The organism is Pseudomonas putida, from assembly GCF_028682635.1.
Classification (GTDB): Bacteria; Pseudomonadota; Gammaproteobacteria; order Pseudomonadales; family Pseudomonadaceae; genus Aquipseudomonas; species Aquipseudomonas putida_AE.
The window spans coordinates 1-20,281 of record NZ_JANHLK010000029.1 but is presented as its reverse complement, the minus strand read 5'-3'; the positions used below and the strand labels follow the sequence as shown (position 1 = coordinate 20,281).

Sequence of the window (20,281 nt, the reverse complement as noted above, 5' to 3'; positions counted from 1 at the left end):
GCCTTGTCTAAAATTCAAGAGGCGGTAGCCAGACTGCCGCCACCGTGATTGTCCAGAAAAACCCGCCAAAGCAGCGGATTTCCACCTGATCAGGAGTGCACGATGGACCTCAGCCGTCGTCAGTTCTTCAAGGTCGCCGGTATCGGCCTTGCAGGCTCGAGCCTGGGCGCGTTGGGCATGGCCCCGACTGCCGCCTTCGCCGAGCAGGTGCGCCACTTCAAGATCGCCCACACCCATGAAACCCGTAACACCTGCCCGTATTGCTCGGTCGGTTGCGGGTTGATCATGTACAGCCAGGGCGATACTGCCAAGAACGTCGCGCAAAACATCATCCATATCGAAGGCGACGCCGACCACCCGGTCAACCGCGGCACCCTGTGCCCCAAAGGCGCAGGTTTGCTCGACTTCATTCACAGCCCCGGCCGCCTGCAATACCCGCAGGTGCGCAAGCCCGGCAGCAGTGAGTGGACGCGCATTTCCTGGGATGAAGCGCTCGATCGCGTCGCCGACCTGATGAAGGCCGACCGCGACGCCAACTTCATCGAGAAGAACGACCAGGGCCAGACGGTCAACCGCTGGCTCACCACGGGTTTTCTCGCGGCATCGGCGGCGTCCAACGAAGCGGGCTACATCACCCACAAGGTGGTGCGCAGCCTCGGCATGCTGGGGTTCGATAACCAGGCGCGTGTCTGACACGGCCCGACGGTGGCAAGTCTTGCCCCGACGTACGGCCGTGGAGCCATGACCAACCACTGGACCGATATCGCCAACGCGAACCTGGTCCTGGTGATGGGCGGCAACGCAGCAGAAGCGCACCCATGTGGCTTCAAATGGGTGACCGAAGCCAAGGCGCACAACAAGGCGCGGCTGATCGTGGTCGATCCGCGTTTTACCCGGACCGCCTCGGTGGCCGATTATTACGCGCCGATCCGCACCGGTACCGACATCGCCTTCATGGGCGGGTTGATCAATTACCTGTTGACCGAGGACAAGATCCAGCACGAATACGTGCGCAACTACACCGACGTATCGTTCATCGTCAAAGCCGGCTATGGCTTCGAGGACGGGATTTTCAGTGGCTATGACGCGGCCAAGCGTACGTACACGGACAAGTCCGGCTGGGGCTATGAACTCGGTGAAGACGGTTTTGCCAAAGTCGACCCGACCTTGCAGGACCCGCGCTGCGTCTATCAACTGATGAAGCAGCATTACAGCCGCTACAACATCGAACTGGCGAGCCAGATTTGCGGCATGCCGGTCGATGCGATGCAGAAAATCTGGGAGGAGATCGCCACTTGCTCGACGCCGGGCAAGACCATGACCATCCTCTATGCGCTGGGTTGGACCCAGCACTCGATCGGCGCGCAGATCATCCGCAGCGCGGCGATGGTGCAACTGTTGCTGGGCAATGTCGGCATGCCGGGCGGGGGCGTGAATGCCTTGCGCGGGCATTCCAATATCCAGGGCCTGACCGACCTGGGCCTGCTGTCCAACGCGCTGCCGGGTTATCTCACGCTGGCCGGCGATGCCGAGCAGGACTACAACGCCTACATCCTCAAGCGCACGCAGAAACCGCTGCGGCCCGGGCAACTGTCCTACTGGCAGAACTACAGCAAATTCCACGTGAGCCTGATGAAAGCCTGGTACGGCGCCAATGCCACACTGGAAAACAACTGGGCGTACGACTATCTGCCGAAACTGGACATTCCCAACTACGACATCCTCAAGGTGTTCGACCTGATGGGCCAGGGCAAGGTCAACGGCTACATGTGCCAGGGCTTCAACCCGATTGCGGCGTTGCCGGACAAGAACCGCGTGATGGCCGCGCTGGCCAAGCTCAAGTGGCTGGTGGTGATGGATCCGCTGGCCACCGAAACCTCGGAGTTCTGGCAAAAGGTCGGGCCGTACAACGACGTCAACAGCGCCGACATCCAGACCGAAGTGATTCGCCTGCCCACCACCTGTTTTGCCGAGGAAGACGGCTCGCTGGTCAACAGCAGTCGCTGGCTGCAATGGCACTGGAAGGGCGCCGACGGTCCCGGAGAGTCGTACACCGACATCCGCATCATGAGCGAGCTGTTCCTGCGCCTGCGCCAGCGCTATCAGGCCGATGGCGGGGCCTATCCCGACCCGCTGCTGAAACTGTCGTGGCCGTACAAGGTGCCCGACGAACCGTCACCGGAAGAACTGGCCAAGGAGGTCAACGGCTACGCCGTCACCGACTTTACCGACGCCACGGGGGCGCTGATCAAGGGCAATACGCAACTGGCCGGGTTCGGCCAGCTCAAGGACGACGGCGGCACGGCGTCCGGTTGCTGGATTTTCTGTGGCAGCTGGACCGAAACCGGCAATCAGATGGCCCGGCGTGACAACAACGACCCCTATGGCATGCACCAGCACCAGGGTTGGGCCTGGGCCTGGCCGGCGAACCGGCGGATTCTCTATAACCGCGCCTCGGCCGACCCGCAAGGCAAGCCCTGGGACGAGAAAAAGCGCCTGGTGTGGTGGAACGGCAAATCCTGGGCCGGCACCGATGTGCCGGACTTCAAGGCTGACGTGGCGCCGGAAGCGGGGATGAATCCATTCATCATGAACCCCGAAGGCGTGGCGCGGTTTTTCGCCGTCGACAAGATGAACGAAGGCCCATTCCCCGAGCACTACGAGCCGTTCGAGACGCCGATCGGCATCAACCCGCTGCACCCGCAGAACAAGAAAGCCACCAGCAACCCGGCGGCGCGGATCTTCGATTCGGTCTGGGATTCCCTGGGCGTGGCCAAGGACTACCCGTACGCCGCCACCAGCTACCGGCTGACCGAGCATTTCCACTTCTGGAGCAAGCACTGCAAGCTCAACGCGATCACCCAGCCCGAGCAGTTCGTCGAGATCGGCGAAGTGCTGGCCAGGGAAAAAGGCATCGTCGCCGGCGACCGGGTGCGGGTCAGCAGCAAGCGTGGCTTCATCGAAGCGGTGGCGGTGGTGACCAAGCGGATTCGTCCGCTGCAGGTCAACAACCAGGTGGTGCACCAGATCGGTATCCCGTTGCACTGGGGCTTCACCGGGCTCACGCGCCACGGCTACCTGACCAACACCCTGGTGCCGTTCCTCGGCGATGGCAACACCCAGACCCCGGAATCCAAGTCATTCCTGGTCAACGTGGAGAAAGTCTAAATGGCCAGCCAAGACATCATTGCCCGCTCGGCCACCACCACCGTGCCCCCATCGGTACGCGACCAGGAGGAAGTCGCCAAGCTGATCGACACCACCAAGTGCATTGGCTGCAAGGCCTGCCAGGTCGCCTGCTCGGAATGGAACGAGCTGCGCGACGAGGTCGGCCACAACCTCGGCACCTACGACAACCCCCAGGACCTGACTGCAGAAACCTGGACCCTGATGCGTTTCACCGAGCACGAAACCGACGCCGGCAACCTCGAATGGCTGATCCGCAAGGACGGCTGCATGCACTGCGCCGAACCCGGTTGCCTGGCCGCGTGCCCCAGTCCCGGGGCGATCATCAAACACGCCAACGGCATCGTCGATTTCAACCAGGATCACTGCATCGGCTGCGGCTACTGCATCACCGGTTGCCCGTTCAACATTCCGCGCATCTCGCAAAAGGACCACAAGGCCTACAAATGCACCCTGTGCTCGGATCGGGTGGCGGTGGGGCTGGAGCCGGCCTGCGTGAAAACCTGTCCGACCGGCGCCATCGTGTTCGGCTCCAAGCAGGACATGAAGGAACACGCCGCCGAACGCATCGTCGACCTCAAGAGTCGCGGCTTCGACAACGCCGGGCTGTACGACCCTGCCGGTGTCGGCGGCACTCACGTGATGTATGTGTTGCACCACGCCGATACGCCGAAGCTGTACGCCGGCCTGCCGAGCGATCCGGTGATCAGCCCGTTGGTCGATCTGTGGAAAGGTGTGAGCAAACCCCTGGGCCTGTTGGCCATGGGACTGGCGGTACTGGCTGGATTTTTCCACTACGTGCGCGTCGGCCCGCAGGTGGTCGAGGAGGATGAGCTGCCGCCGCCCATCGATCCTGCCGTACATGAAGTCGATCCGACGGTGCACACCTATGATCCGAAGCGGGAGGACAGGCCATGATCCGCAAACAGATCCTGCGCTATACCGCCAACCAGCGCACCAACCACTGGCTGGTGGCGATCCTGTTTTTCATGGCGGGGCTGTCCGGGCTGGCGCTGTTTCATCCGGCGCTGTTCTGGCTGAGCCACCTGTTCGGTGGCGGGCCCTGGACGCGCATCCTGCACCCGTTCATGGGCGTGGTGATGTTCGTGTTGTTCCTCGGGTTGGTGGTGCAGTTCTGGCGCGCCAACTACTTCATCGACAACGATCGCCTGTGGCTGCGGCGCATCGACCGGGTGATGAAAAACGAAGAGGAGGGCGTGCCCCCCATCGGCAAGTACAACCCCGGGCAGAAGCTGCTGTTCTGGACTTTACTGCTGTGCATGTTGGGACTGCTGTTCACCGGTCTGGTGATCTGGCGCGCGTATTTCAGCGAGTACTTCGGCATCACCACGATTCGCTGGGCGATGCTGCTGCACGCGTTGGCCGGTTTCGTGCTGATCCTCTGCATCATCGTGCACATCTACGCCGGCATCTGGATCAAGGGCTCGGTCAACGCCATGCTGCATGGCTGGGTCAGCCGCGCCTGGGCCAGGAAACATCACGAACTCTGGTACCGCGAAGTGACCCGTGACGACGAGCGTCCGCGTCCCGACCCACCGCTGGGCAAAAAAGGATAACGATTTGGCCACCATCCTGGAGCCGGGACAGATCGAAGCGGCGGCGACATCGCCGCCGTTTCTGCACCTTCCACCGCAAAACCTGTTCGCCTTGCGCGCGCTGCGCCTGGAGCGCCTTGCCGAAGGGCATCCGCTGGCCGATTACCTGCGCCTGGTTGCGGGGTTGTGCAACGTACAGCAGCAGCTGATGGACGATCCACCCGCGGCGGCAGTGCCGGACCCGCAACGCATCCGCCTGTGCCTGGAGCATGGCCTGCCGCCGTTTGCCGCCGACAGCCTGGTGCGCGAGGACGCGTGGCTGGCGTATCTGCAGGGGCTGTTGCAGCACTATCAGCCACCGCCACAGCCGGCGGTGGAAAACGCCGTGGCGACCTTGCGTGAGGCCAGCGTCGGGCAACTCAAGGCGTGGGCCATTGCCCTGGTCAGCGGGCAGTTCGCCTTGCTGCCGGCGGCGCTGGTGCCATTTCTGGGGGCGGCCTTGCAAGTTGCCTGGAGCCATTGGTTGCTGAGCACAAAGGACCTCACGTTGAAACCCGGCAACAGCCTCAACCAATGCCCGGCTTGCGGTTCACCGGCCATGGCCGGGGTGATCCGCCATCGCGGCAAATACAACGGCTTGCGCTACCTGGTGTGCTCGCTGTGTGCCTGCGAATGGCATGTGGTGCGGGTCAAGTGCGTGTATTGCGAGCAGAGCAAAGGCTTGCAATACGTGAGCCTCGACAGCGACCGCCACGCCGCGGACAAGGCGCCGCTGCGCGCGGAAACCTGCCCTGGTTGCCACAGTTATCTCAAGCAGCTTTATCTCGAATGCGACGCCGAAGCCGAAGCCTTGTCCGCCGACCTGAGCAGCCTGATCCTCGACATGCGCCTGGAGCAGGAGGGCTTTGTGCGTCCTGCGCCCAATCTGTTGCTGGCCCCCGGGGGCGACTGAAGCGAGCGTCTACACTCAGGCGGTCAACCTTTGCCGGAGCGCCTGATGTCAGCCCGATCTGCCAGCCAAGCCTTGCGACTGCCTTCGATCGACAGCCTGCTACGCCATCCGGCCTGCCAGCCGCTGGCCGAACGTTATGGGCGCGACGCCTTGCTCGCCAGCCTGCGCCAGTTGCTCGATGACTTGCGCGAACCGGTCCTGGCAGGACTTCTCAACGAGGTCGAACTTACCCCGCACGTGCTGGCGGGCAGGGCGGGCGAGCGTCTGGCCAGCCAGCACCGCAGCCACGTGCGCCGGGTGTTCAACCTCACCGGCACGGTCCTGCACACCAACCTGGGCCGCGCCTTGTTGCCGGAGGAAGCCATCGACGCCGTGCGAATGGCCGCGCGCTATCCGTTGAACCTGGAATTCGACCTGGACAGCGGCAAGCGCGGCGACCGCGACGACCTGATCGAGGGCCTGATCCGCGAGCTGACCGGCGCCGAAGCGGTGACCGTGGTCAACAACAATGCCGCCGCGGTGCTGCTGACCCTCAACAGCCTGGGCGTTCGCAAGGAAGGAATCATCTCCCGGGGCGAACTGATCGAAATCGGCGGCGCCTTTCGCATCCCCGACATCATGGCGCGGGCCGGAGTGAAACTGGTCGAGGTCGGCACCACCAACCGCACCCACGCCCGTGACTACGAAGCCGCCATCGGCCCGCGCAGCGGCTTGATCATGCGGGTGCATGCGAGCAACTACAGCATCGAGGGTTTCACCACCCGGGTGCCGACCGCCGAGCTGGCGCAACTGGCGCACCAACATGGCTTGCCGCTGCTCGAAGACCTCGGCAGCGGCAGTCTGCTGGACCTGACCCGTTGGGGCTTGCCGGCCGAACCGACGGTGCGCCAGGCCCTGCTCGATGGCGCGGACATCGTCACCTTCAGCGGCGACAAGTTGCTCGGTGGCCCGCAAGCCGGGTTGATTGTCGGGCGCAAGGCGTTGATCACGCGGATCAAGAAAAACCCGCTCAAACGTGCGTTGCGGGTCGATAAGCTGACTCTGGCAGCGCTCGAAGCGGTGTTGGGGCTGTACCGCAACCCTGATCGATTGGCTGAGCGCCTGCCGAGCCTGCGCCTGCTGACGCGTGCGCAGGCCGACATCCTCGTTCAGGCTGAACGTCTGCAGCCGTCATTGGCACGGGTGTTGGGCGCTCATTGGAGTGTCAGCGCAGTGCCGGCGCTGGGCATGATCGGCAGCGGCAGCCAACCGGTGGCGCGCTTGCCCAGTGCCGCGCTGTGCCTGCGACCGCTTACCTCCAAACGTCTGCGCGGGCGAAGCCTGCTTGGGCTCGAAGAAGCGCTGCGCGCCTTGCCGATCCCGGTGCTCGGGCGCATCGACGACGATGCCTTGTGGCTGGACCTGCGGCAACTGGACGACGAACCGGCCTGGCTGGCGCAACTCGATCAATTGCAGGTGACCTGAGATGATCGTCGGCACTGCCGGGCACATCGACCATGGCAAGACCGCATTGCTCGAGGCACTGACCGGGCAGGCCGGTGATCGACGCCGCGAAGAGCGCGAACGCGGCATGACCATCGACCTCGGCTACCTTTACGCCGCCCTCGAGCCGGGCGCGGCCCTCACCGGTTTTATCGACGTACCCGGGCATGAACGCTTCACCCACAACATGCTCGCCGGCGCACAGGGCATCGACCTGGTGTTGCTGGTGGTAGCCGCCGACGACGGCGTGATGCCGCAGACCCGGGAACACCTGGCCATCGTCGAACTGTTGGGCATTCCCCGCGCACTCGTGGCGATCAGCAAATGCGACCGGGTCGAATCCTCCCGGGTGCAAGAGGTGCGCGAGCAAATCCAATCCTTGTTGGCGCCCGGGCCCTATGCCATTGCCCCGTTGATCACGCTGTCGAGCGTGACCGGGCAGGGCATCGACACCCTGCGCCAGGCGTTGCTCGATGCCCAGCGTGAAGTGCGGCAACGCAGCCTCGCTGGTGGCTTTCGCCTGGCGATCGATCGGGCATTCAGCGTCGCAGGCGCCGGGATCGTGGTCACCGGCACGGCGCTGTCCGGCGAGGTGGCGGTGGGCGATACGCTGTTGCTCGGTCCCCTCGGCAAACCCGTGCGGGTGCGTGGCCTGCATGCGCAGAATCAAGCCGCCGAACGTGCGACCGCAGGACAGCGCGTTGCCTTGAACCTGAGCGCGGATCGCCTGGCGCTGGAGCAGATTCATCGCGGCCAGTGGCTGTCGACGCAGTGGCTGTACGCACCGACCCAGCGCCTGGATATCGACCTGCGGTTGTTGCCCGGGGAGCCTCGCGCCTTCGAGCATTTTCAACCGGTGCATGTGCATATCGGCACTCAAGACGTGACCGGGCGCGTGGCCCTGCTGGAGGGCTCCAGCCTGGCGCCGGGTGAGCGGATGTTCGCGCAGATCCTGCTCAATGCGCCGGTGCAGGCCGTGAAGGGCGATCCGCTGATCCTGCGTGACCAGAGCGCGCAACGGACCCTGGGCGGCGGTCGCGTGCTCGATCCGTTCGCACCGAGCCGACACCGGCGCAGTCCCGAGCGACTGGCGCAGCTACAGGCGTTGCGGGCGAGCACTGGCCTGGAAGCCGTCATGCCGACACTGCTGGCCAACAGTGACAGCGGGCTTGACCTGCAACGCCTGGAACGCCAGTTCAACCATCCGCGGGCAAACTGGGTGTTGCCGGATGACGTGCGCCTGATCGAAACCCGGCAGGGTCCGCTGTTGTTCAGCGCCGGTCGCTGGCAGGCCTTGAAAGCGGATGTGTTGGAGCATCTGGCGCGCTTTCACCAATTGGAGCCGGACCAGATGGGGCCGGACCGCGATCGCCTGCGTCGATTCAGCGGCACGGCACTCGATCGCCCGTCCTTCATCAGTTTGCTCGACGAATTACTGGCCGATGGGGTCATCACCACCAGCGGGCCATGGCTGCATCTGCCCAGTCATCAAGTGCGTTTGAGTGAAGAGGACGAAGCCCTTTGGCAACAGTTGCAGCCGCGGTTCGACGCCGCCGGGTTCAATTCGCCGTGGGTGCGCGAACTGGGTCATGATGAGGCCACCGTGCGCTTGCTGTTGCGCAAGATGGCCCGGCTGGGGCTGCTGCATCAAGTGGTCCGCGACCTGTTTTACACCGATGCGGTGATCCGGCGATTGGCGGCTATGCTGATGCAACTGGCCGAGGCTGACCCGGTGATCCAGGTGTCGGCGTTTCGCGATGCGGTGGGACTGGGGCGCAAGCGCAGCATCCAGATTCTCGAATATTTCGATCGGCTCGGGCTGACCCGGCGGTTTGGCGAAAGGCGCCACATCCGCCCGGACAATGCCCTGGCCCGGTCCACGGATCATTGATTTTTTGGAAGGTAATCGCGCCCGGTGGCGCGGCCGGGCTTCAAACCCGGTTGGGGACGGCATCCGTTCCCGGGCAGGTTCGACTCCGGCTACCTTCCGCCAGTTTCCCTGGCTCGCGCAAAACTTTGGGGGTGAGCATCCTGCGCTAGCCAAGTTGGCTTATTTTAGCGGAGTAAACTGTCGAGGTAGAGCGTATGTGCAAGCTCCAGCCGGCATATCGGCATATCCTCGAAACGATTTCCAGGCCGAATCCATATCCCGCAACTGATTCAACTTCAGTGAGTGTATTTGAAATAACCAGGCTGTTCTGGTTGGCGGCGATCAGCAGGCGCTGTCCGCCGTGCTGGATGGCGTTGTTGATGAGGTTGTGAATCAAGCTTTTCAGCAGTATTGGGTCGGCGCTGATCATCAGGTCCTGTTTTACCTGAAGCTGGACACTCATCGAGTCGATTTTCGGTTGGTGTCGCAGCAGTGCGTCATTCAGCAGTTGTTGTAGATTAATGTTGGCGCATTTTTGACCGATCTTCTCGCGGCTTAGACAAAGGAACAATTCAATCAAATCTTCCATGTCTCTTGATGCCTGCTGCAGGCGTTGAAGATTGCGCGCCTTTTTCGTCTCGTCGCAGCCGGGCAATTTAATGACAGCCAGGGAGTTTCTGATAATGCTCAGCGGAGTTCTTAACTCATGGCTCACATGTCGGGTGAAGGCTTGCTCTCTATCCAGTGTGTTTTCCAGGCGTTCAAGTGCTCCACTGATTACTCGGCTTAGAACACCTACTTCATCCTTGCGATGATTGCTTTCGAGCTGTTTGGTCTTGAGGGGGTGCCGGGACAGATCCTTGGCTAACTGCACAACCGGCGCGGATATGATTCGCGCCATGACAATCGCAACCACTGCGCCCGCTATTATAATGAGTCCGGCCAGTGCCCAGAGCAGACTGATTGTTGTTGGCGCAAAGCTGTCCAGGGAACTCATTTTGGACTCGTCAAGTATCATGTAGATCTTGTTGGCTGTGCCCGGCATTTTTTTGATGAGAACGTGCGTATCGCCGATTTCGTGCAGTCCCTCGCTTAGAGGTTTGGCAAAGTCTGGCAATTCGAGGCTATCACCCCAGAACGTCTGCAGATAACTTGTATTGGGTAACGGTGTAGCGCTTGCGTCTTGCACGTACTCGCGCTCAAACGCCTCAAATTCACGCTTCAGGTAATGTTTGACGATGTAGTCCTCTGTCATCGAGATCGAGGCCCAGATCAACACGCTGTAAATGATCGCAACGAGGGTAGAAAAGGGGATCAGTATGGAGAGGATCCGGACAAAAAAGGAATTAGTGGGGGATCGCAAGCCGGTATCCTTTTCCGTGGAGGGTGACCAGTGAGTGATCCAGGTTCAGCTTGGCGAGTAGCCGTCTGAGGCGGTAGATGTGGGTGCGCAGTGGATCGCTGTCGGGTGGATCAGAATCGGGCCAGATAGCGAGTTCAAGCTGCCTTCTGCTGAGGGGGCTTGGGGCTGCCTCGACAAGCATCTTCAATATTCGAAACTGTATATCGGGAAGTTGGGTCCGCAGCTCTCCACGACTGACCATGAACGTTGCTTCAGTCAACTCAAGGTCCCCGCACATTATCGGAGTCGAAAGCGGCCGGGGTCGTTGCCGGCGTAATAATGCGTTGATCCTGAGCCTGAGTTCTTCAGGTTCAAATGGCTTCACCAGATAGTCGTCAGCACCCGCCTCGAACCCGTCCCGCTTGTCAGCCAAGGTGTCGCGGGCCGTCAGGAATATGATGGGCACGGTATTGCCTTGTTCCCGGATCCGCCTGCAGGTGTCGAACCCGTTCAGTCGCGGCATCGTGACATCCAGAATGATGGCGGCGTAATTATTGGACTTCAACAATTCCAGGCAGGATCGCCCATCGTAGGCATGATCTATATCGATTTCGAACTCCGAAAGATAGTCGCATAGTGTGCCGGCCAACGCGACGTCGTCTTCAACCAATAATATTTCATGCATGGACAATGCTCGCGTTAATGCTTGTCAGGCATTGTACTGAGTAAAGTGTGAACCGATTGTGAATGTGATAATCCGTTCACACGGGGCCGTGTAATGTTGACTGCATGAATACATTACTGTTTCCCCGTTACCTGATATCCGGTTTGACTGCGACAACAGTGCATTTTGCGCTCTTGCTCCTTCTAGCGCCAGTTTTCGGCGTGTTGCTCAGTAGCACCATCGGCGCGATAGCGGGCGCTGTCGTTAACTACTGGATCCTCAAGGCCTGGGTCTTTCGCAACAGAGCAGCACGACCCGTCAACTACGCGGCTTTGTGTGTATTGAGTGTTGCCTTCAATGCACTGTTCATGGCCGTGATTTTGAGGCTGGGGGCAGGTGCATTACCCGCCCAGATACTGTCTTCTCTGCTGGTAATGATCGTAAATTTTACAATTTCTAACAATTGGATATTCAAATATGCAGCAACCAGACTCAAGTAGCCCGCCTTGTTATGACTTGACGGTAATTATTCCTTGTTTTGAAGAGGAAGATGTATTGCCGATATTTCATCGGCGAATCACTGATGTAGTGCGTGAATTAAACATGCGAATCGGATTGCTTTATGTAAATGATGGCAGTGCGGATAACACCTCTGATCTGCTTGATGAGTTTGCGCGCGAACCGGATGTGCGTTGTTTACACCTGAGTCGAAATTTTGGCAAGGAGGCCGCCATGTGGGCGGGAATGGAACACGCAAACGCTCGTGCCATTATCTTCATCGATGCGGATCTCCAGGATCCTCCAGAGTTGATCCCTTCAATGATCGTGCATTGGGTGGCGGGTTACGACGTTGTCAATATGCAGCGCAGAAAGCGTGACAGTGATTCCTGGCTGAAACGAACAACCGCTACTGCCTACTATCGGATCATGCGTGTATTGGTGAAGGATTTCTCTTTCCCCTCGCAAGTCAGCGATTTCCGGCTGTTAGGCAGCGCGCCGCTGGCAGCGCTCATCGAACTGAAGGAAAGGTCTCGGGTTCTGAAAGGGCTGGCCGGGTGGATTGGGTTCAAGAGTATTTGTTTGCAATATGATCGCGAGGGTCGGGAGGCGGGAAAGACCAAATGGAATATGCCAAACCTCCTGGGTCTGGCCATCGACTCTTCACTTTCATTTTCACACAGCCCGCTGCGCTGGTTCAGCTATTGCGCCGCCCTGGTCATGACGATGTCCGTTATCGCTTTTGTCGGTGCCTTGATAACGGGCAATGTGGGTTATGAGAACTTCATCCTTGTTGTACTGGCATTGATGACTTGCGGTATCGCCTTGGTCGGGGAGTATGTCGGGATTCTGAAAGTGGAGGCAAAGGGCAGGCCGCATTATTTTCTGAGAAAGTCGACTTCCCGGATTGCGGATAGTGCCCTGCGGGAGCGGTCGGCATGACTCAGGTTGATCAGAACCGCTTGTTATGGTTGATCCTGGTTGCCATCTGTCTGGCCAGGCTGGCGGGATTGGCGTTTTACCCGTTGATGGATACGTCGGAGGCGCGTTATGCGGAGGTCGCTCGCAAGATGGTGACCCTCGATGACTGGATCACCCCGATGTTTGATCATGGCGTTCCGTTCTGGGGTAAGCCACCCCTGTCGTTCTGGACCCAGGCGCTGAGCATGAAAATTCTGGGCGTGGGTGAGTTTGCCAGCCGTTTTCCTGCCTGGCTCATTCACGTCGCAACCTGTGCGGTGATCATGAAGTTCTGTCGCGAAGAGCGCGACCTGAGGACAGGTTTGATCGCTTCGATCATCTATTCCAGCTGCGCGCTCGGCTTTATAGCGAGTGGGGTTGTCCTGACTGACCCTGCGCTGAGTTTCGCCATGGTGATTTCTGCGTATGGCTTGTGGAGAGGGGTTACTTATCATGACCTGACCTGGGCCAGAATCGGGTTTATAGGCCTGGGTTTGGGCATGTTGGCCAAAGGCCCCTTATCCATTGTTCTGGTGGGTATGCTGGCAATGGTGTGGGCGGCCTCGACGCGGAACTGGAAACGTTTTCTTCATCTACCCTGGTTGTCTGGCTTGATTCTGCTGGCCGCGGTGTCTGTGCCTTGGTATTACCTGGCTGAAAACAAGACCCCGGGATTCTTGAATTACTTCTTTGTTGGGGAGCACTGGAGTCGATACGTCATTTCGAAATGGCAGGGTGACCTTTATGGCAGTGCCCATGCAGAAACTTTAGGGACGATCTGGATATATCTGATCGGTAGTCTGTTTCCATGGACGCTCTGCCTGTGGATGCTGCACAAGGCGCGCAATCGCTATGGCTGGAACCCTGATTTCTACACCTTCCTTTGGGGATGGGCGCTGGCAACCCCGCTGTTTTTTACCTTGGCGGGCAATATCCTCTGGACCTATGTGTTGCCTGCATTACCTGCCTGGGCCATCTTGTTGGCCGAGAGCATTGCAATGTACAAACGCCAGACCATCCTCTACCTGTTGTCAGCTTGCCTGCCAATAACGGGTGGCGCCCTGGTGCTGCAAGGATCGCTGAGTGAAAGGCCGCAGAACCAGCGGGAGATCGTCAGCCTGTGGAACGAGCACAGTGCGGATGCGCCCGGAGAGTTGTTCTACCTGGACAGAAGATCCTACTCGGCAGAATTCTACAGTGCCGGTGCTGCCAGGCGCGTTGAAAGTATCGACGCGTTGCCTGGCGATGGCAGGTTTTACCTCTCCTTGCGCTTGCGCAACCTGTCCGAGGGATTGTTGCAAGAGCTCGGTTGTGAGGAATTGGGGCAGGCGAATGAGAGCCTGCTGCTCAGGTGTGGTCTGTAGGATCAGGTCGCTCGCTGCTCATTGCATCACATACCGCCCCGGTGCCGGTTCCAGCGCCGGGTATTGCGCATTGCCGGCGCTCGGTACCGATGCTTCGCGTTCTCCGGCATGCTCGGCCAGCCAGGTGAACCAGTCATTCCACCAGCTACCGGAATGCTGCTCGGCATTGTTGAACCAGGTGTCCGGGTCTTGCGTCAGGTGGTCGTTGGTCCAGTAGTGGCGCTTTTCCCTGGCGGGTGGGTTGATCACCCCGGCGATATGCCCCGATGCACCGAGAACGAAGCGTTTGCTGCCGCTGAGCAACCCGGTGCTGGCATAAGCGCTCTTCCAGGGCACGATGTGGTCGTCATGGGTGGCGAGGATGTAGGCCGGCGCATCGATCGCGCGCAGGTCCAGCTTCACCCCGCAGCAGTCCAGTTCGCCGGATTTCAGGTCGTTCTGCAAATAGGTGTGGCGCAGGTACCAGCAGTACATCGGCCCCGGCAGGTTGGTGCTGTCGTTGTTCCAGAACAGCAGGTCCAGCGCGTTCGGTTTCTGGCCCTTGAGGTACTTGTCGACGTTGTAGTTCCACCACAGATCGTTGGGGCGCAGCAGTGAGAAGGTGTTGCCCATGTCCTCGCCCTTGAACAGGCCGATGGGGCCGTCGATTCCGCCGATGGTGCGTTCGCGGTGGGCCACCAGTTGTTCGTCGACGAAGATGTCGATGGGACCGGTGTCGAGGTAATCGAGGAAGGTGGTCAACAGGCTCACGCTGGCGATGGCCTTGTCGCCACGTGCCGCCAGGACCGCCAGCGCCGTACTCAGCAGGGTGCCGCCGATGCAGAACCCCACGCAGTTGAGGCGCTGCTGGCCGCTGATTTCGCGGGTCACCTGCAGGCCTTTGATGATGCCGTTCTCGATCAGGTCATCCCAGGTGGTGCCGGCGTGGGCCTGGTCGAAGTTGCGCCACGACATCAGGAACACCGGATGACCTTGCTGCAACAGATGGCGCACCATCGAGTTGTCCGGGCGAAGGTCGAGGATGTAGTACTTGTTGATGGACGGCGGCACGATGAAAACAGGGCGTTGATACTGGGTTTCGGTTTGCGGGTGGTACTGGATCAGCTGGAACAGTTCATTTTCGAATACGACTTCTCCAGGGGTGTTGGCCAGGTCTTCACCGACCTTGAAGGCACCGCTGTCGCACTGGCGCATCTTGCCTTCCTGCAGGTCGCTCGCCAGGTGCAACAGGCCCGTGAGCAGGCTGCCTCCGCGGGTATCGACGACGCGCTGCAGGGCATCGGGATTGCTCGCCAGAAAGTTGCTGGGCGCGCCGGCGGCAATGGCTTGCTCCACCAGATACAGCAGGCGCTGGCGCGGTTTTTTGTCCTTGATCGGCAACTGGTCGAGCAGTTTGAGCAAAAACCCGGCGTTGAGCAGGTAGAACGCGGCGAGGGAGCCAAACAGTGGAGTGCTCCAGTTGCCGCTGGCGAAACGTCGATCATCGAAGGTGAACGGCTGTCCGGTCAGCAGCTGCTGGCCGAGTCCGGCCCATTGCGCTTGATAGTCGGACTGAAGGCTGTCCAGGGTTCCCCGGGGCAAGTCGAACCAGTCGTTGTACGGCTGCCCGGTAAACCAGGGATTGCTGCTGACCCAGAGGCGTAATTGTTGCACTGCAAAGGAGGCGACGAACGGGACCTGGCCAGACCAGAAAGTGTTGAAGTTTTGCGTGTTGTTGTCCATGGAGCTCCTTGCCCGCAGAGGAAGAACGGGCAGTATTGTTTTGCGCTGCAAGAAGCGGAGTGTCGGGCATTGGCGGGCGTTGCGGAAGTGTTGCGGGGTGACTGTTCGGTGTCCAACGGTGCCACGCCCGGTCACCGGTCGGATGCAGCGCAAAACACCGATAAACCAAACCTGTATCAATACTTCAAAATGAGCGGACACTCAGTATTCACCAAGCCGCAATCAGTCGTGCTCCGGGCAGGATGTCCGCTTTCAGTCGTCATCGAGGACGCCATGTTCAGAATGAGTTCAGGCTACGCTAACGTACTGGTCACTACGCTCTCGGCCGAGGGGCTGGATGTCGCCAGCCTGTGCCGGGAAGCCGGGTTGGACCTGGAACTCGCCCACACGCCCGGGGCGCGGTGCGAGAGAAGGGTGCTCTATCGCCTGTGGCAACTGGCCGCGCAAGCCGCAGGGGATCCGGACATCGGCCTCAAGGCCTATGGGCATTTCCATCCCGGTACCTTTCAGATCGTCGGCTACACGATGATGTCGAGCCTCAACCTTAAACTGGCACTTGAACGCCTGGTGCGCTTCAGTCCGTTGATCGGCACCGGCTTCAGCCTTTTTTTCGTCCCGGAACAGGAGCATTTCCGCCTGGCCTCGCTTGATCACCAACAACCGGGCTCGATCAAGCCACGCCAGTATGTTGATGCGGGGTTGGCGTCCCTGCTGGGTTTTTGCCGTTGGCTGGGAGACGGCAAGCTGCCGCAACCCTTGAGTGTGGAATTCAGCTATCCGGAACCTGCGGACACCTCGGAGCATCGACGCCTGTTCGGTTGCGACCTGCAATTCGGCTCGGCCTACGACAGCATCCTGTTCGACGGCCAGGAGATCCTGCGGCCACTGAGCATGGCCAACGAGGCGCTGGCGGTGCTGCATGACAGCTTTGCCGAGGCGCAGCTGGACCTGTTGTCCGGTTCTTCCATCGTCGGCAGGCTCCGCGCACTGATCACCGAGCGCTTGAGTCATGGCCAGGGGCAATGCGACATGGAGTCGATCGCCGGCGCCATGAACATCAGCAAACGAACGCTGCAACGCGCACTGGAAAAGGACGGCACGCAATTCAAGGACGTGCAGAACCTGGTACGACGAGAGTTGGCCGACTTCTACCTGCGCCATTCTCACTTCAACATGAAGAATGTCGCGTATCTCCTTGGTTTTCATGACCACAGCAGTTTCAACAAGGCGTGCAGCCGCTGGTTTGGCATGACCCCCGGCCAGTATCGCGCCGATGAGTCATGTGCTGTGCCGCTCACCTCTCACCCTGAGGTAGTGCTCGTCAATGCTTGAGCTGCAGGCTGCCGAGCACGCCATACACACCATAGAAACACAGTTCCTGAGCCGCATCGCGCACATCGCGGTAGCCGTCCATGGCATCGTGGACCTGCTTGGAAAACAACGCCTGCCAGGCCAGCAACGGATTGTCCGGGCTGGCGGGCTGACGATCATGGCGCACCTGCGCGGCGCTAGCGGCCAGCCACCACAGCGCCGGGTTGGCGCTGCTCCACAGTACCTGCTGTTGCTGGAAGGGATGGGCCTTGCGCAACAGTTGGGCAGTGGGCTCGTTGATCAGCTGACGTAACCATGGCCGGACGAAGCCGTCATACAGGCTGTTGTTGATCGCGGACGCGCGATCGACCAGAGCGAATTCGCGATCGTCATCGCGCTGCGGCGCAACGTCGCCATGGATGTCGGTTATGCGTCGGCTTCCGAAGCGCACGGAGTAGGGGGTTTGCGTGTCTTGCGGCACGTCATCGATCAGCATTTCATACAGCCCGGCCGGCAGCGCATTGATGCTCTCGACTGCGCCCAGCAACTGACGGTGCTCGCGCCGCGCCACTTCGCCGGAAACGAAGATGCCCAGGTGACCGATGGTGGCATGGCGTAGATACACGATAGTGCGCCCGGCGCTGTGTAATGCCAGATCGCTGGGGTAGACGTCGGCGATCCAGTCGAGGGCCTGTTGCGGTGAGGTGATGTTGTCACCATAGGAACAAAACACCACCACCGGGACTTCTATGCGCTTGAGATCGAGCCCGTTGCTCTTGCGTCCGGGGCCGCCGGACAAGCGATTGCCGATGAACAGGTCGTCGACGATCATCTCGATCTCCTCGCCATTGAGCAGGGTCGGGCTGCCCCACCAACGCTCGAAGTCGAGAAACCGGGGCGCTTCGCTGTCGACTTCACTGAACAGGTGGTAATACTTGCCCCACCAGGCATTGGCCGGGTCGAGGTTCTCGAAATTGCTCACCAGCCAGGTGCCATCGAAACGGTCATTGCCCAGGTCGCTGCCCAGGCGCGCCATCCAGCCACCGCCCAGCAGACCGCCGGTGTAGCGCAGCGGATTGCGCCCGTTGACGCCAGCCCAGTATGACAACGGCGCGCCGTTGACGATGATCAGGCCCGGCAACTCCGGCCGGTCCGCCGCCAGGCCCATCAGCGCCCACCCTGCCTGGCAATTGCCGATCACCACGGGTTTGGCGCTGCGTGGATGGCGCTCACTGACCACTTCGATAAATCGCGCCTGGGCGCTGACGATGTCCGCCAGCGTCTGCCCGGGTGCAGGGGCATGGCTGAAGGCGATGAAGTAGGTGGGGTGACCGGCGCGCAGGCTCTCGCCGATGACCGAATCCTGTTTGAATCCACCAATGCCGGCGCCGTGGCCGCCACGGGGGTCGATGATGATGACTGGCCGCTGCTGGCTGTCGACGGGTTGCCCGGGGCCCGGGAGAATCTGCAGCAGCGAGTAGTTGACCGGACGCGGCAGGTCCATGCCGTCGACCAGGGTCTGATGATCGAACTTCAACAGCAACGGATACCCGGCGCGTTCGTGGGCCAGCGAGTTGTCGCCGCGCTGCCGCAAGGTATCCCAGAACAATACGCTGCGCTGGCCGAGATCCGTGAGGTACTCCTGCCAGTCAGCGGCACTGGGTTGCCTGAGTTGCCCAAGGCTCGAGGCTGCATAGGTCGTTGCATGGCGTTTGTGCATGGCGTCGCGGATGTTGCGGGCATTGAGGCGCTGCAGATGATTGAGGTGGTCGAACGGACCCGCAACGGTGCAAAACGGTTTATTGTGCGGCGCGGTAATTTCTTCCTGACCCATCATGATCTCCTGATGCCTTACACGGGGAACGGTCGTTGCCAGGCTCGTCGATTAAGCGGGCTTTGGTACTCGGCCGTCTGAGTTGAGGAGTCTAGCGCTAACAGGCGTGGGGTGGGCAAGGTTTATTTTGCACTGCACAAAATAAGCATTGCCAAACTTTTTTGTGCGCTGCAATATGAAGTCCAGCGCGATGACTGCCGGATCGCTGTCGCGTCCTCAGGTCCCTTCGGGCCTTTCAGTACCAGGAGTTCAAGCATGTCTTTTTTCAACCCGGAAAAACTGCAAACCGTTCAGAAAGCCAACCTCGATCTTTTGCAGCAGATCAGCGGCAAAGTCTTCGCCAGCGTTGAGCAGCTGAGCCAGTTGCAGTTCAAGGCGCTGCGTGAATCCACCGAAGAGCAATTCGAAGGTGTGCGCAAACTGCTGGCTGTTCGCGATCCCCAGGGTTTTGCCGATTTGCAGGCATCTTTCAGCCAGCCGGGCGCACAGACCGAACGCCTGGCCGAGTTCAACCGTCAGGTGCAGGCTCTGATCGTGGGCACCCATTCGGACATCGCCCAATTGACGTCGAATCAGGTCGAGGCGGGTACTGCGCAGGTTCAGGAATTTGTAGAAGAGATCAGCAAGAACGCACCGGCCGGTTCCGAGCCTGTGGTGGCGGCATTCAAATCGGGCCTGGCGAATGCCGGTACGGTGTTTGAAAGCGCGCAAAAAACCGCAAAACAGGCGACAGAGGCCGCTCAGGGTAATTTTGACAGCGCCTCCGCCGCCGCTGCGGACGCTGTTGCGAAGGCTGCTCCGCAAGCAAGTAACAAGGCCACCAACGGTAACAAGTAAGTCAAATCAGTAAGGCTGCACCGATGGCGATGGGTTTATTCCCCATCGCCATTTTTTTTGTCGCTGCCATCGGTAGTCGGCTTGGCGCCAAACAGGCCGAACATGTTCTGCGTATTCAGGTAAAGCGCCTTGGACTGGTCGACGTACTGGCGCATCAGGTCCTGCATCACCGGCGCCTGCTGGTGCATGAAGGTACTCCAGGCTTCGGACGACTGCGCGCCCGTCTGCGACTGGATGTCGATCACGGTCTGGATGCTTTTGTCGAGGTAGCTGCCGAGTACGCCCTGGTAAGGGCCGTAGAACTGGATGATCCCCATCAGCATGTCGCTGGTGAAGATCGGCTCACCGCCGCTTTCGGCTTCCAGGATGACTTGCAGCAGGATGCTGCGGGTCAGGTCTTCGCCACTCTTGGCGTCCACCACCTGGAACGCGACTTTATCGACGACCAGCTGGCGTATGTCCGCCAGGGTCAGGTGGCTGCTGGTGTGGGTGTCGTAGAGGCGGCGATTGGGGTACTTCTTGATCAGGCGGGGTGTGGGGTCTGTCATGCGGGGTGTCTCGTGGCGAGCCTGGTTTGCAGGCATCTTACCCTACTATGGCCACCGCCGCGGATGTACCCGATCCACTGTAGGAGCTGGCTTGCCAGCGATGGAGGTCAACGATGACGCGGGAAGCCTGACACCCCGCGGCGCCCTTAGTTTTT

Annotated in this window: 16 protein-coding genes and 1 tRNA gene; 12 read left to right on the top strand and 5 right to left on the bottom strand. The window is 60.3% G+C overall.

Features of this window, described 5'->3' with window-relative positions; genetic code table 11:
- Window positions 1-102 precede the first annotated feature (102 nt).
- The 7 genes from fdnG (at window position 103) to NPS56_RS26020 (ending at window position 9,169) form a co-directional block, all read left to right on the top strand.
- Complete coding sequence (gene fdnG, locus NPS56_RS26050; protein ID WP_274077296.1) at window positions 103-3,168, top strand: formate dehydrogenase-N subunit alpha; 3,066 nt, start codon at window positions 103-105, stop codon at window positions 3,166-3,168.
- Complete coding sequence (fdxH, locus tag NPS56_RS26045; protein ID WP_274077295.1) at window positions 3,169-4,104, top strand: formate dehydrogenase subunit beta; 936 nt, start codon at window positions 3,169-3,171, stop codon at window positions 4,102-4,104.
- Window positions 4,101-4,763 carry a formate dehydrogenase subunit gamma gene (locus NPS56_RS26040; RefSeq protein WP_274077294.1) on the top strand — a complete coding sequence of 221 codons (663 nt, stop codon included), beginning with the start codon at window positions 4,101-4,103 and terminating at the stop codon, window positions 4,761-4,763. Before fdxH ends, NPS56_RS26040 begins: the two co-directional genes overlap by 4 nt.
- 4 nt (window positions 4,764-4,767) lie before the next feature.
- The gene (gene fdhE, locus NPS56_RS26035) at window positions 4,768-5,694 is read left to right on the top strand and encodes a formate dehydrogenase accessory protein FdhE (RefSeq protein ID WP_274077293.1); all 927 of its coding nucleotides are present in this window, start codon (window positions 4,768-4,770) and stop codon (window positions 5,692-5,694) included.
- Between the two features lie 45 nt (window positions 5,695-5,739).
- Complete coding sequence (gene selA / locus NPS56_RS26030; protein ID WP_274077292.1) at window positions 5,740-7,158, top strand: L-seryl-tRNA(Sec) selenium transferase; 1,419 nt, start codon at window positions 5,740-5,742, stop codon at window positions 7,156-7,158.
- 1 nt (window position 7,159) lies between these two features.
- Window positions 7,160-9,067, top strand: coding sequence for a selenocysteine-specific translation elongation factor (gene selB, locus NPS56_RS26025; protein WP_274077291.1), 1,908 nt, complete (start codon window positions 7,160-7,162; stop codon window positions 9,065-9,067).
- Window positions 9,068-9,073: 6 nt separating this feature from the next.
- Window positions 9,074-9,169: transfer RNA gene (locus NPS56_RS26020), tRNA-Sec, on the top strand.
- Window positions 9,170-9,212: 43 nt separating this feature from the next.
- Here the strand turns inward: NPS56_RS26020 and NPS56_RS26015 are convergent.
- Complete coding sequence (locus tag NPS56_RS26015; protein ID WP_274077290.1) at window positions 9,213-10,409, bottom strand: sensor histidine kinase; 1,197 nt, start codon at window positions 10,407-10,409, stop codon at window positions 9,213-9,215.
- Window positions 10,393-11,073, bottom strand: coding sequence for a response regulator transcription factor (locus NPS56_RS26010; protein ID WP_274077289.1), 681 nt, complete (start codon window positions 11,071-11,073; stop codon window positions 10,393-10,395). Before NPS56_RS26010 ends, NPS56_RS26015 begins: the two co-directional genes overlap by 17 nt.
- A 104-nt stretch (window positions 11,074-11,177) precedes the next feature.
- Between NPS56_RS26010 and NPS56_RS26005 the strand changes: the two genes are divergently transcribed.
- From NPS56_RS26005 to NPS56_RS25995, 3 genes are read left to right on the top strand one after another with little or no spacing between them, the layout of a single operon-like run.
- A complete protein-coding gene (locus tag NPS56_RS26005; RefSeq protein WP_274077288.1) occupies window positions 11,178-11,552 on the top strand; it encodes a GtrA family protein in 375 nt (124 codons plus the stop codon).
- The gene (locus NPS56_RS26000) at window positions 11,530-12,492 is read left to right on the top strand and encodes a glycosyltransferase family 2 protein (RefSeq protein WP_274077287.1); all 963 of its coding nucleotides are present in this window, start codon (window positions 11,530-11,532) and stop codon (window positions 12,490-12,492) included. Before NPS56_RS26005 ends, NPS56_RS26000 begins: the two co-directional genes overlap by 23 nt.
- On the top strand, window positions 12,489-13,874 hold the full coding sequence (locus tag NPS56_RS25995; protein WP_274077286.1) for an ArnT family glycosyltransferase: 1,386 nt from the start codon (window positions 12,489-12,491) through the stop codon (window positions 13,872-13,874). Before NPS56_RS26000 ends, NPS56_RS25995 begins: the two co-directional genes overlap by 4 nt.
- An 18-nt stretch (window positions 13,875-13,892) precedes the next feature.
- Here NPS56_RS25995 and phaC read toward each other — a convergent pair whose 3' ends face one another.
- Window positions 13,893-15,596, bottom strand: a complete 1,704-nt coding sequence (gene phaC / locus NPS56_RS25990; protein ID WP_274077285.1) for a class I poly(R)-hydroxyalkanoic acid synthase — start codon at window positions 15,594-15,596, stop codon at window positions 13,893-13,895.
- A gap of 273 nt (window positions 15,597-15,869) precedes the next feature.
- Between phaC and NPS56_RS25985 the strand changes: the two genes are divergently transcribed.
- Window positions 15,870-16,928, top strand: a complete 1,059-nt coding sequence (locus NPS56_RS25985; protein WP_274077284.1) for an AraC family transcriptional regulator — start codon at window positions 15,870-15,872, stop codon at window positions 16,926-16,928.
- Here the strand turns inward: NPS56_RS25985 and NPS56_RS25980 are convergent.
- Window positions 16,918-18,741: a DUF3141 domain-containing protein gene (locus NPS56_RS25980; protein WP_274077283.1), complete on the bottom strand. Its 1,824-nt coding sequence runs from the start codon at window positions 18,739-18,741 to the stop codon at window positions 16,918-16,920. The two genes, NPS56_RS25985 and NPS56_RS25980, sit on opposite strands and share 11 nt — an antisense overlap.
- A gap of 255 nt (window positions 18,742-18,996) precedes the next feature.
- Here NPS56_RS25980 and phaP point away from each other — a divergent pair, with 255 nt between their 5' ends.
- A complete protein-coding gene (phaP, locus tag NPS56_RS25975; protein WP_274077282.1) occupies window positions 18,997-19,578 on the top strand; it encodes a TIGR01841 family phasin in 582 nt (193 codons plus the stop codon).
- 35 nt (window positions 19,579-19,613) lie between these two features.
- On the opposite strand, the gene phaR is transcribed toward phaP, so the two are convergent.
- A complete protein-coding gene (gene phaR, locus NPS56_RS25970; protein WP_337994697.1) occupies window positions 19,614-20,162 on the bottom strand; it encodes a polyhydroxyalkanoate synthesis repressor PhaR in 549 nt (182 codons plus the stop codon).
- Between the last annotated feature and the right edge of the window lie 119 nt (window positions 20,163-20,281).

Bases quoted from the DNA above. Each gene is read 5' to 3' on its own strand.
- selB (WP_274077291.1), top strand. From the start codon at position 7,160: ATGATCGTCGGCACTGCCGGGCACATCGACCATGGCAAGACCGCATTG.
- phaP (WP_274077282.1), top strand. From the start codon at position 18,997: ATGTCTTTTTTCAACCCGGAAAAACTGCAAACCGTTCAGAAAGCCAAC.
- phaC (WP_274077285.1), bottom strand. From the start codon at position 15,596: ATGGACAACAACACGCAAAACTTCAACACTTTCTGGTCTGGCCAGGTC.
- NPS56_RS26040 (WP_274077294.1), top strand. From the start codon at position 4,101: ATGATCCGCAAACAGATCCTGCGCTATACCGCCAACCAGCGCACCAAC.
- NPS56_RS26000 (WP_274077287.1), top strand. From the start codon at position 11,530: ATGCAGCAACCAGACTCAAGTAGCCCGCCTTGTTATGACTTGACGGTA.
- selA (WP_274077292.1), top strand. From the start codon at position 5,740: ATGTCAGCCCGATCTGCCAGCCAAGCCTTGCGACTGCCTTCGATCGAC.
- NPS56_RS25980 (WP_274077283.1), bottom strand. From the start codon at position 18,741: ATGGGTCAGGAAGAAATTACCGCGCCGCACAATAAACCGTTTTGCACC.
- fdxH (WP_274077295.1), top strand. From the start codon at position 3,169: ATGGCCAGCCAAGACATCATTGCCCGCTCGGCCACCACCACCGTGCCC.
- NPS56_RS25985 (WP_274077284.1), top strand. From the start codon at position 15,870: ATGTTCAGAATGAGTTCAGGCTACGCTAACGTACTGGTCACTACGCTC.
- NPS56_RS26005 (WP_274077288.1), top strand. From the start codon at position 11,178: ATGAATACATTACTGTTTCCCCGTTACCTGATATCCGGTTTGACTGCG.
- NPS56_RS25995 (WP_274077286.1), top strand. From the start codon at position 12,489: ATGACTCAGGTTGATCAGAACCGCTTGTTATGGTTGATCCTGGTTGCC.
- phaR (WP_337994697.1), bottom strand. From the start codon at position 20,162: ATGCCTGCAAACCAGGCTCGCCACGAGACACCCCGCATGACAGACCCC.
- NPS56_RS26010 (WP_274077289.1), bottom strand. From the start codon at position 11,073: ATGCATGAAATATTATTGGTTGAAGACGACGTCGCGTTGGCCGGCACA.